We start from the raw sequence: 11,525 nt of genomic DNA, 5'->3' as shown, positions 1-11,525 counted from the left end.
CGGCGGGGTCGTCGCGCCGGGCGGGGGGGCGCCCCCCCCCGGCGGGGGGGGGCTCTCCCACCGGGACCCCCCGGCCTCGCCCGGCGGGGGGTGCCGGTTTGAACCCTTTCAAACCGGCTGTGGCCGGGTTGGGGGGCATCGTGACCGCACTGGTCGATCTCATCGTCATGCTCGGCATGTTCGTCGTGGTACCGACGGGACTCGCACTGATCGGGGACCCGGCGCCGGAATGGCTACGGCGCCGCTGGCCGGTGGCCGCGGCGGCGGGCGCGGCCTCGCTCTGGCTGCCGCGCGGCGCCGCCGCCACGGCGCTCGCCACCGGCTACGCGCTCGCCACCCTCGCCCTCGCGCTGCACGCACCACGCCGGCTGGCCCGCACCCGCAGCCTCGCCCCGGACGAGATCGCGGTGCTCACGGCCCTCGCCACCCCGGCCGTCGCGGGCACCGCCCTGGTCGCCGAGCGCTCGGGCCACCGATTGTTCGGCTTCGACCTGGAAATCCTGTCGCTGACCGTGCCGCACCTGCACTTCGCCGGATTCGCCGCCGCCCTGGTGGCCGGGCTGGTCTGCCGCGCCGCGCGCCCCGGCAGGGCCGGTCCGCTCGCCGCGCTCAGCGTGCCGGTGGGCACCCTGCTCGTCCTGGCGGGCTACTTCGTCGACGACTGGGCCGAGCTGGCCGGCGCGGTGGTCCTCACCGGCGGCATGTGGCTGGTCGCCCTGATCACCTGGCGGGACGTCCGTACGGCAGCGCCGGACCGGACCACCCGGGCGCTGCTGGCCGTCTCGGCCGCCGTCCTCGTGGCCACCATGCTGCTCGCCCTGAGCTGGGCACTCGGCGAGGCAACCGGCCTGCCGCACCCCACACTGGCATGGATGGCGGCCACGCACGGCCTGGGCAACGCGCTGGGCTTCGCCCTGTGCGCCCTGCTCGCCTGGCGCCGCCTCAGGGACAAGCTCGCATCCACCCCCACTTCCACCTCCATCCCCACACCCACCTCCGAGGAAGCAGGCACCCCGGCATGACACTCCGCACCCCCGCCCCCAGCCGGCACACCCCCCTCAACTACCCCGAGGAAGGCGCCACCCGCCGCCACCCGCTGCCCGGCGGATACCACCATCTGCACGAGGCGACCTACCTCGGCCACGGCCGCGCGGTCCTCGAAAGCGCGGGCCGGGCCGTCACCACCTTCCGGATGCACCGCCGGGCGGGCGTACGGGTACGGGCCTCGGCACCGGAGGCCGCGCCCGGCGTCCTGGTGGAATGCGCCCTGGGCCTCGGCCCGGCGCGGCTGTGGGCACCGTGCCGGGTGGTGTGGAGCGAGTACGACAGCGCGCGCATCGGCTTCGCGTACGGCACGCTGGGCGGCCACCCGCAGCGCGGCGAGGAGTCGTTCGTGGTCGAGATGCGGCCGGACGGCGCGGTGTGGTTCACCATGACGGCCTTCAGCCGGCCCGGCCGCTGGTACACACGGCTCGCGGCACCGGTCGTCCCGGTGTTCCAGCGCCTGTACGCGCGCCACTGCGGCCGTACGCTGCGCCGCCTCGCCCACCGGGACGGCTGAGCACCGTACCGCGACCCGGCGGCACGGCGGACCCGGCCGCCGGGACACTCCGTCCTCTCCATACGTCCACACGGAGTTCATGGCTCCGCCACCAGTTGCCCGATCACCCATGAGACAAAGCCAGCCATGTGTGACGACGAACTGATCCCGCCGCGGGCGGACCTGACCGAGGACCAGTGGCTGCGGACGGCCGGCCCCGGCCTCGCCGGCCCGGCCGGCCCGGACGGCACGCCGGACGTGGCGCGCGGTGTGCACCGGCGCACGCTGCTGGGCGGGGCGATGGCGGGAGCCGCGCTGGCCGCGCTGCCGTTCGGGACGCAGCAGCCCGCGGCCGCCGCGGACCGGGCAGGCGGCCCGGAGCGGTTCCCGCTCCCGTCCGCGCCGGGCCCCTCCGGCGAGTACGCCGTCCTGATCACCGGTGACGCCGGGACGGGCAAGGAGGAGCAGTACGCGGTCACGGCGGCGGCCAGGGAGATCTGCCGCACCGAGCACGTCGGGCTGGCGGTCGGCCTCGGGGACAACATCTACGAGAACGGCCCGGAGTCCGACCACGACTCGGAGTTCGACGAGAAGTTCGAGCGGCCCAACACCGGCATCGACATGCCGTGGCTGATGGTGCTGGGCAACCACGACTGCTCGGGCCTGGTACCCGGCAGCGGCGGCGACCCGTCGCGCGGCGACCGCGAGGTCGCCTACGCCGCCACGTCCCGCCGCTGGTACATGCCGTCCCGCTACTACAACGTCGCCCTCCCGCCGGGCGGCGGACAGGAAGACCCGCTCGTCGAGTTCTTCGCGCTCGACACCAACCCGGTCGCCTCGTACGTCGTCCAGACCGACCCGCACTACCGGTGGAACGGCCCGTACATGCGCGAACAGCGCAGCTGGCTGGACAGCGCGCTGAGCGCCTCGCGCGCCCGCTGGAAGGTCGTCCTGGGCCACCACCCGTACCTCAACAACGGACAGCACGGCAGCGCCGGCGCGTACGACGGCTTCGTGATCGGGCACTACACCAGCGGCATCCACCTCAAGGAGCTGTACGAGGAGGTGGTGTGCGGGCGCGCCGACGTGATCATGTCCGGGCACGACCACACCCTGCAGGTCCTGGAGCCCACCGACCGTACGCGCGGCACCCGGCAGCTCGTGTGCGGCGCCGCCTCCAAGACCGGCGACGGCAAACCGCACTTCACCCACCCCGCCGCCTGGCAGGACTTCAGCCACCTCGGGTTCATGGTGCTGAAGGTGTCGCCCGCGTCGATGACCATCGACACCTACACGGTCGACACCGCCACACAACAGGCCCACCTCGCCCACCGCACCCGAACCACACGCCCGGTCACGACGGCGGCACGAATACCCGCGGGAACAAGCTAGTGCCGTGACCGCACAGGTTCGCCGGGTTGGTGAGCGTGGCGGTTGAATTCGGTGGGGCGGCCGGTCGCTCGTCTCGGCTGCACGAGCGCGCCGCCCCGCCCCGCGGCCGCACCACGTCAGGGACGGAGTGCGACCAGGAGATCGACCACGTAGGTCTCTTCCACCTCGTCGCGAGGAAAAATCTCGACCAGCCGCTCACGCTCATCGGCGAAAAACGCCTGACGGTCAGCCTCTTCAAGGACGAGGAATGCCGACCGGCTGCCGATGTTGGCGAGATGCGTGTCCACGGAGACCGTGCGGCTCCAGCGCACTTGACGGCGCGCAACCCGCAGCCCCGCCAGCCCCGCCAGCCGGATGGCGTCGTCGTCCGAAGGGCGCACGGCAGACCGTGGTCTCACCCCGCAGTGGTGCGCGATGCGCCCGTGCTGCTCGCGAATCCACGGCACGTCGAAGGCCGTGGTGTTCCACCAGATCGCCAGCGCACCGCCCCCTCGCAGGACACGCAATGCCTCCGGGACGGACCGGCCGGGGTCCGTCCACTGCCAGGACTGGGCATACGTGATGAGGTCGCAGGAAGCCTCGGCCAGCGGCAGAGCGTTACCGTCGCCCCTCACGACCGGCACCCCCGGGAGCGCCCGGTGGAACTCACCGGCCATGGCCTCACCCGGCTCGACAGCGATCACATCAGCGCCTCGCTCCCGCAACAGCACGCTGGCGATTCCGGTACCCGCGCCGACATCGGCGACCCGGGCGCCCACCAGACGACAGCCCGCGAACTCCTCAAGACAGTCGAAGAGTGCGGCGGGGTAAGCAGGCCGACTCGCCGCGTACTGAGCCGCGGCCACATCGAAAGACTGGGCGCGAGAACTGGCGGACTTGAGCTGGTCCGCGTCCACATCAAAGCCGTCACCGGCCACAGGTCCCCCTGGAACGTTCTCAACTGCCAACGCTCTCAACCTACCCGCCCCCTCTGACAACGCCCCCGGCCCGCTTGGCTGCCGCCCCACGGAAAGCGGCAGCAGTTGCGGATTCAATGAAATCGGCAATTGCCCGCACCCGCCCCTCCCCCATGTGGCGCAAGGCCCCGCAGATCCCTGCACTCCCGAGGCATCCCTCACCCATCCCCCCACACCCCCACTAAAAATGCGCAAATCCCACCCCCGTCCTAATGTGGGCGCATGGCCGCTTCCCGGTTGCGATGGTCGCCCTCTGGCGGGCCGCGAACGGAAGCGGCGGGCGTGGTGGCCCCGGCGCCGCCGGTCCCGGCCGTCTGGTGGGCGGCCGGGGCCGGCGCGCCTTCGGCCTCGGGACGGGGGCGTGGCGGCTCATGACCGGACGGGACATCACACCCCCCGGCCGTTACGACCCGCGCCACGGCATACCGCACGGGACCGCCGGGCCGGAAGCGGATACGGACGGGACGCCTGCCGGGACGCCTCCCCGGCCACTGCAAGGGCCTCCTGCCGGAACGCCTACCGGGTGGTCCCCCGGGCCGACTGCCGGGCCCCCGCCGGCCCCGATCGGGCTGTCCGAACGGCTTTCGCTCAACCGGACGGGGACGTTCGACTGGGATCTGGACCGCGGGGCGCTGGAGCTGGACGCGTGCGGGCTGGACGTCTTCGATCTGCGGCCCGACGAGTACGACGGGCAGGCCGCTTCGCTCGCCGCCCGGGTGCCGCCCGAAGAGGGGTACCGGCTGGACGCGGCGGTCTCCCAGGCCATCCAGGACGGTGCCCCCTCCTACGGCGCGTACTTCCGCATCCACTGCCGCGACGGCACGCCCCGGTGGACCCACACCCAGGGCCACTTCCTGCGGGACGCGAACGGCCGTCCGTACCGCATCGTCGGTCTCGTCCGGGAGGCCGGCACGGAGATGGCCGACTCCGCGCTGCTGCGGTCCCTCCAGGAGAACCGGCAGCGGCAGACCGCCATGGTGCAGCAGACCACAGCGGCGCTCTCCCGGGCCCTGTCCGTCGCGGACGTGACCCGGGTGCTGACCGGGACGGGCGGCGCGCGGCGCTTCGGCGCCGACGCGCTGATCCTCGGGCTGGTCGACAACGAACGCTTCGAGGTCATCGCCATCACGGGCCTGCCGAACACCACCCCCACGGAGATGATGGCCTCCCGGCTCGACGACACGCTGCCGCTGTCGGACGCCGCGCTGTCCCGCCGGGCCGCGTTCCTGGCCTCCCGCGGCGAACTGATCGCCCGCTATCCGCGGCTGCGCCCGTACCTGGACCGCGTCCCGTCCGGCAGCGCCGTCTTCCTGCCGCTGGTGGCGCAGGACCGCGTGATCGGGGCGCTCGGGCTGTTCAACACCGAACCCAAACAGCACGCGGCGGAGGACCGGAACCTGGCCCTGGCGCTGGCGGGCGTCGTGGCCCAGTCGCTCCAGCGGGCCATGCTCTTCGACCAGGAACGCGAATTCGCCACCGGGCTCCAGGCCACGATGCTGCCGCGCCGGGTCCCCGACATCGCCGGGGGCGAGGTCACCGTCCGCTACCACGCGGCGAGCACCGGCCGGGACATCGGCGGCGACTGGTACGACGTCATCCCGCTGCCCCAGGGGCGGACCGGGCTGGTCGTGGGCGATGTCCAGGGCCATGACACGCACGCCGCGGCGGTGATGGGCCAGCTCCGTATCGCGCTGCGCGCCTACGCCACCGAGGGGCACGCGCCGGAGACGGTGCTCGTACGGGCGTCGCGCTTCCTCGCCGAGCTGGAGACCGAACGGTTCGCGACGTGTACGTACGTCCAGGCGGACCTGGAATCCGGCGCGCTGCACGTGGCGCGGGCCGGTCATCTGGGCCCGCTGCTCTGGGACGCGGCCGGGCACACGGACTGGCATCCGGTACGCGGCGGCCTGCCGCTGGGGCTGGCCACCGCGTTCGGCCAGGATCACTTCCCCGAGACCCAGCTGTTCCTGGAACCCGGCTCCAAGCTCCTCCTGTGCACCGACGGCCTGGTCGAACAGCCGGGGCAGGACATCGCCGTGGGCATCGACGCGCTGGCCGCGGCGGTACGGGACGGCCCCGCCGAACTGGAGGCCCTGGCCGACCGGCTCTCGGACCAGTTGTGGGCGCGCTCCGGCTCCGACGACGACATGGCCCTCGTCCTGCTGCACCGGCACCGCTCCCCCGGTGCCACCACCGTCACCCCACGCTTTCGGCTGCACGTCCATCAGGCGGACCCGTCCGGGGCCTCGGAGGTACGGGCGATGCTGCGGCGCACGATGGACCAGTGGCGGGCGGGCCCGCTCGCGTACGACATCGAGGTGGCCGCCACCGAACTCATCACCAACGCGCTGACGCACACGGACAGCGGGGCGCTGGTGACGGTGGAACTCCTCCCCACGAGAACCGGCGCACCGGGCGGCGGCCGGCGCCGTATCCGCCTGGAGGTCGAGGACCGCTCCAGCCGCTGGCCCCGCCGCCGCACCCCCGGCGAGACGGCGACCTCCGGCCGGGGCCTGATGATGGTCGAAGCGCTGTCGGACTCCTGGGGAGCCGAGCCGAGGGGCAGCGGCAAGGCCCTCTGGTGCGAATTCGCCCTCCCGGGCGAGGACTGACCAGAGCGCCGCACCCGTACGAGGCCGGGGGCCGGGGCTCCGGGAGCCTCACCCGGGAGGCGGAGGCGCACCCCTCCGCGGCCCTACGCCCCGTGCCACACCGTGGTCGCGTTGCAGAATTCGCGGATGCCGTGGCCGGCCAGTTCGCGGCCGTAGCCGGAGCGTTTGATGCCGCCGAACGGGAGGGCCGGGTGGGAGGCGGTCATGCCGTTGAAGAAGATGCCGCCGGCTTCGATGTCGCGGACGAGGCGGTCCTGTTCGGCCTCGTCGCGGGTCCACGCGTTGGAGCTGAGGCCGAACGGCGTGTCGTTGGCGGTGGCGATCGCCTCGTCCAGGTCGTTGACGCGGTAGAGCGTGGCGACCGGGCCGAACGCCTCCTCCTGGTGGATGCGCATCGCGGGGGTGATGCCGGCCAGTACGGTCGGCTCGTAGAACCAGCCGGCGGTCGGCTTCTCGGGGCGTTTGCCGCCGCAGAGGGCCGCCGCGCCCTGGTGGACCGCGTCGTCGACCAGTTCTTCCAGGTCGGAGCGGCCCTGTTCGCTGGACAGCGGGCCGACGTCGGTGCTCTCCTCCATCGGGTCGCCGACGGTCAGCCCGGCCATCCGCTTGGTGAAGCGGACCGCGAACTCGTCGTAGACGTCGGTGTGCACGATGAAGCGTTTGGCGGCGATGCAGGACTGGCCGTTGTTCTGGACGCGGGCGGTGACGGCCGTCCGTACGGCCGCGTCGAGGTCGGCGGACGGCAGCACGATGTACGGATCGCTGCCGCCCAGTTCCAGCACCGTCTTCTTGATCTCGTCGCTCGCGACGGAGGCGACCGCGCGGCCCGCCGGTTCGCTGCCGGTGAGCGTCGCCGCGGCGACCCGGCGGTCGCGCAGGATGTCCTCGATCGCGCCGGAGCCGACCAGCAGGGTCTGGAAGCAGCCTTCGGGGAAGCCCGCGCGGCGCAGCAGGTCCTCCACGTACAGCGCGGTCTGCGGCACGTTCGAGGCGTGTTTGAGCAGACAGGTGTTGCCGGCCATCAGCGCGGGCGCGGCGAAGCGGATGACCTGCCAGAGGGGGAAGTTCCACGGCATGACGGCGAGGACGGTGCCCAGCGGCCGGTAGCGCACATAGGCGCGGGACGCGCCCGCGTCCTTCGCGTCGCCGGCGTCCGGCGTTTCGTCGGCGAGGAGTTCCTCGGCGTGCTCCGCGTACCAGCGCATCGTCTTGGCGCACTTGGCGACCTCGGCGCGGGCCGCCGCCAGCGGCTTGCCCATCTCGGTGGTCATGGTGCGGGCGATGCCGTCCCGGCCCGCCTCCAGCAGGCCGGCGGCGTTGCGCAGCAGTTCGCCGCGTTCGGCGAAGGTCGTCGTCCGGTGGTCGCGGAACGCCTGCTCGGCCCGGACGAGCCGGTCCTCGATCTCGCCCGCGTTGAGCGCGTCGAAGGTCTTGAGCGTCTCACCGGTGGCCGGGTTGACCGTGGCAATGGCCATGTGGGTGCACCTCCCGTGGGGTGGTGGGTGGGCGTGGTGGACGGGGTCGGGGGACCCGGGCCCGGGGCGCTCGCGGCCCCCGGACCCGGCGCCCGGTACGGGCCGCGGGCCGCGGGCCGCGCGCTACGTCAGCGGGCCGGGAGCCGGTGACGGCTCCGGTACGGGGTCGGGGCCCGGCGGCCGCGGCACGGGGTCGGGGTTGGGCGTCGGCGGCTGCGGCGCGGGCGGCGGCGGGGTCGGGTCGGGCGGCCCGGGAACCGGCGGTCCGGGCGTCGGCCCCGGCGCGGGGCCGGGCCCCGGTCCCGGCTCGGGCCCGCCGGGCCCCGGGGACGGCGTGGGCGTCGGCGGCACGGGATCGCGCTCCTGCCCGGGCTCGCGCGTACGGTGCGGTATCGGTTGCCGCTCCACAGCAGACCTCCTGGGTCGGACGGCACGTGGTTCTCCGGCCCCGGTACCCGAGTTTCGCCGGTCTATCGCCCCGGCGCACGGTGGATTGCGCCGCGGGCCGCCCCGTTCCTTCGGGTGGCTTGTCCGGTTCGTTCGGCGACGGGCCGCTCCGGGCCCCCTACATTGCGGGCATGACCTCCGCGAGGACCCTGACGACCGCGGCCTGCGCCGCCGTGCTCGCCCTGACCGTGCCCGCCTCCGCCGTGGCCGCGCCCCGCTCCCCCGCCGCCTCCCCGGCGGCCGGCCGGCCGCTGCCCGCCCGTATGGCCGACACGGGCGGCGGCAGTCAGCTCATCACCGCCCGCGCCCCGGGCCTGCGCTCCACTACCGGCACGGTGAGCTGGTGGGAGCGTCGCGCGGGCCGCTGGCACCGGGTCGGTACGGCGCCCGCGCGCTTCGGGGCGAACGGGCTGGCCGAGGGCAGCACCCGTAAGCAGGGCACGTCGACCACGCCCACGGGCCTGTACGACCTGCCGTTCGCCTTCGGCCTCGCGAAGGCACCGGCGGGTACGAAGGTCCCGTACCGGCCGGTGCGTGCCACCTCCTGGTGGTGCCAGGACAACGCGTCGGCCGCCTACAACCGCTGGGCCGACCCGCGGCCGCGGGACTGCGCGGCGAAGGAGGCCGAGCGGCTGGCCGACTACCCGGTGCAGTACGGCCGGGCCCTGGTGGTCGGCTTCAACTACCACCGCCCGGTACGCGGCCGGGGCGCGGGCATCTTCCTGCACGTCAACGGGCGTGGGGCGACGGCGGGCTGTGTGTCCGTACCGGCCCGCGCGATGGCCCGCATCGTGTCCTGGGTGAAGCCGGCCGCCCGCCCGCACCTGGCGATCGGCACGGCTGCCGGCCGTACGGCGATCACCCGCTACTGACCGGGCCCCGCGCGGCCGGCACCAGCGGGAAGTGGCAGGCCACCCGGTGTCCGGGGCCGACCGGCTCGGCCGGTTCGGGTTCGCGTTCCGCGCACAGTTCGCGGGCCGCCGGGCAGCGGGTGCGAAAGCGGCAGCCGGAGGGCGGGGCGGCGGCCGACGGCGTCTCGCCGGTCAGCGGGGTGCCCGCGGCGGGGGCCGCCGGGTCGGGCGCGTTGACGGTGTCGAGCAGGCCCCGGGTGTACGGGTGCAGGGGGCGCGCGAAGACCTCCCGGGCCGGGCCGGTCTCGACCATTTTGCCCAGGTACATAACGCCGACGGTGTCCGCGAGGTGCCGGACCACCGCCAGGTCGTGGGAGATGAACAGATACGTCAGTCCTCTGTCGCGCTGGAGGTCGCGCATGAGGTTGAGGATCTGGGCCTGGACGGAGACGTCGAGCGCGGAGACCGGTTCGTCGGCGACGACGAGGGACGGCGAGAGGGCGAGGGCGCGGGCCAGTCCGAGGCGCTGGCGCTGGCCGCCGGAGAACTCGTGCGGGTAGCGGTCCACGGCGCCGCGTGGCAGGCCCACGTCGTCGAGCAGCGCGGCGACGCGCCGCAGCTGCGCGGCGCGGTCGCCGATGCCCTGGATGACCAGCGGCTCGCGCAGGATCGCGCCGACGCGCATCCGCGGGTCCATGGAGGCGTAGGAGTCCTGGAACATCAGCTGGACGTCGCGGCGGTGGGCGCGCAGCTCACGGCGGGTCAGGGCGCCGATGTCGCGGCCCGCGAAGCGGATCGTGCCGTCCGTCGGGGGCTCCAGGCCGACGACCATCCGGCCCAGGGTGGACTTGCCGCAGCCGGACTCGCCGACGATGCCGAAGGTCTCGCCGCGGGTGACGGTGAGGCTGACTCCGGCGACGGCGCCGATGTCTCCGGCGCCCTTGCGGCGGGCGAAGGGGTTGGCGCGCAGGGCGTAGCGCTTGGTGACGCCGGTGAGGTCCAGGAGGGTGTCCCGGTCGGCGGGCGCCGCGGAAGCGGGTGCGGTCCTGTCGGGTACGGGTGCGGTCCTGTCGGGTACGGGTGCGGTCCTGTCGGCTGCTGGTCCGGTCCCGTCGGGTACGGGGGTGATCACGGGTGCGGGTGTCGATGCCGGTGCGGCGGCGCCGTGCGCCCGGTCGTCCGCGGGCCCTCCGGCCGCGTCGCGCACCGGGTGGAAGCACGCGTACGCATGGCCTTGGTCCCCCGCCTGCGCCGGCTCCTCCGTACGGCACCGGTCGGTCGCGAACGCGCAGCGCGGCGCGAACCGGCAGCCGGCGGGCCGGGTGACGAGCGCGGGCGGCAGGCCCGGGATCGTGGCGAGTGTGGTGCGTTCGCCCGCGGCGCGTTCGGGGAGGGCGGCGAACAGGGCCTGGGTGTACCGGTGCCGCGGGGTGGCGAAGAGGCTGCGTACGCCCGCCCGTTCGGCGACCTTGCCCCCGTACATCACCGCGACCCGGTCCACGCGCTTGGCGATGACGCCGAGGTCGTGGGTGACCAGGATCATGGCCATGCCGAGGCGGTCGCGCAGGTCGTCGATGAGTTCCAGGATCTGGTGCTGGGTGGTGACGTCGAGGGCGGTGGTCGGCTCGTCGGCGATCAGCAGCCGGGGCTCGCACACCAGGGCCATGGCGATCGCGACGCGCTGCCGCATGCCGCCGCTGAGCTGGTGCGGATAGTTCCTCATCCGCTCGGCGGGCTGCGGCATCCCGACCAGCCGCAGGGTCTCCTGCGCCTTCTCCCATGCCTGCCGCCGGGTGATCCGGCGGTGCAGCAGCAGGGGTTCGGCGACCTGGGCGCCGATGGTCATGGTCGGGTTGAGGGAGGTCAGCGGGTCCTGGAAGACCATGCCGATGGTGTTGCCGCGGACGTCCCGCAGGACGGGCTCGGGCACGGCGGCCAGGTCGGTGGTCCCGTTGCCGCCCGGCGCCCCGTCGCCGCCGGCGTCCCGGAAGAGGATGCGTCCCCCGGTGACCCGGCCCCCTTTCGGCAGCAGTCCCAGGACGGACAGCGCCGTCATGGTCTTGCCGCAGCCGGATTCGCCCACGATGCCGAGGGCCTCTCCGGGGGCGAGGTCGAAGGTGACGCCGTCCAGGGCGTGCACGGTGCGGTCGCGGCCGGTGATCTGCACGCGCAGGTCCTCGACGGAGAGCAGCGGCGCGGCGGTCCCGGACGGCGGACGGGTGGTCGCGGACAGGGGGTCGGCGGTCATGGGC

Annotated in this window: 8 protein-coding genes; 5 read left to right on the top strand and 3 right to left on the bottom strand. The window is 74.0% G+C overall.

All coding sequences use genetic code 11. The features are described from left to right. Nucleotides 1–140 precede the first annotated feature (140 nt). From ACFV57_RS38445 to ACFV57_RS38435, 3 genes are all read left to right on the top strand, one after another. Nucleotides 141–1,022: a YndJ family protein gene (locus tag ACFV57_RS38445; protein ID WP_385242494.1), complete on the top strand. Its 882-nt coding sequence runs from the start codon at nucleotides 141–143 to the stop codon at nucleotides 1,020–1,022. Further along, a complete protein-coding gene (locus tag ACFV57_RS38440; protein WP_385242491.1) occupies nucleotides 1,019–1,561 on the top strand; it encodes a DUF1990 family protein in 543 nt (180 codons plus the stop codon). Before ACFV57_RS38445 ends, ACFV57_RS38440 begins: the two co-directional genes overlap by 4 nt. 126 nt (nucleotides 1,562–1,687) lie before the next feature. Then, the gene (locus tag ACFV57_RS38435) at nucleotides 1,688–2,932 is read left to right on the top strand and encodes a metallophosphoesterase (RefSeq protein WP_385242488.1); all 1,245 of its coding nucleotides are present in this window, start codon (nucleotides 1,688–1,690) and stop codon (nucleotides 2,930–2,932) included. A gap of 116 nt (nucleotides 2,933–3,048) precedes the next feature. Here the strand turns inward: ACFV57_RS38435 and ACFV57_RS38430 are convergent, their stop codons facing one another. Then, on the bottom strand, nucleotides 3,049–3,849 hold the full coding sequence (locus tag ACFV57_RS38430; RefSeq protein ID WP_385242486.1) for a class I SAM-dependent methyltransferase: 801 nt from the start codon (nucleotides 3,847–3,849) through the stop codon (nucleotides 3,049–3,051). A gap of 410 nt (nucleotides 3,850–4,259) precedes the next feature. On the opposite strand from ACFV57_RS38430, the gene ACFV57_RS38425 reads away from it, so the two are divergent. Further along, entirely contained in the window at nucleotides 4,260–6,500 is a 2,241-nt protein-coding gene (locus ACFV57_RS38425; protein WP_385242483.1) for a SpoIIE family protein phosphatase, read from the top strand. 83 nt (nucleotides 6,501–6,583) lie between these two features. Here ACFV57_RS38425 and ACFV57_RS38420 read toward each other — a convergent pair whose 3' ends face one another. Then, a complete protein-coding gene (locus tag ACFV57_RS38420; protein WP_385242480.1) occupies nucleotides 6,584–7,975 on the bottom strand; it encodes an NADP-dependent succinic semialdehyde dehydrogenase in 1,392 nt (463 codons plus the stop codon). A gap of 578 nt (nucleotides 7,976–8,553) precedes the next feature. On the opposite strand from ACFV57_RS38420, the gene ACFV57_RS38415 reads away from it, so the two are divergent. Further along, nucleotides 8,554–9,294 (top strand): L,D-transpeptidase, encoded by a 741-nt coding sequence (locus ACFV57_RS38415; protein ID WP_385242477.1) that lies wholly within the window; start codon nucleotides 8,554–8,556, stop codon nucleotides 9,292–9,294. Here the strand turns inward: ACFV57_RS38415 and ACFV57_RS38410 are convergent. Beyond that, complete coding sequence (locus ACFV57_RS38410) at nucleotides 9,281–11,521, bottom strand: dipeptide ABC transporter ATP-binding protein (protein ID WP_385242474.1); 2,241 nt, start codon at nucleotides 11,519–11,521, stop codon at nucleotides 9,281–9,283. The genes ACFV57_RS38415 and ACFV57_RS38410 overlap by 14 nt on opposite strands. Nucleotides 11,522–11,525 lie beyond the last annotated feature (4 nt).

It is taken from the genome of Streptomyces sp. NPDC059788 (assembly GCF_042732265.1).
In the GTDB taxonomy this organism is placed as follows: domain Bacteria; phylum Actinomycetota; class Actinomycetes; order Streptomycetales; family Streptomycetaceae; genus Streptomyces.
The sequence above is the reverse complement of the archived record's forward strand: the minus strand, read 5'-3'. Positions and strand labels throughout refer to the sequence as shown.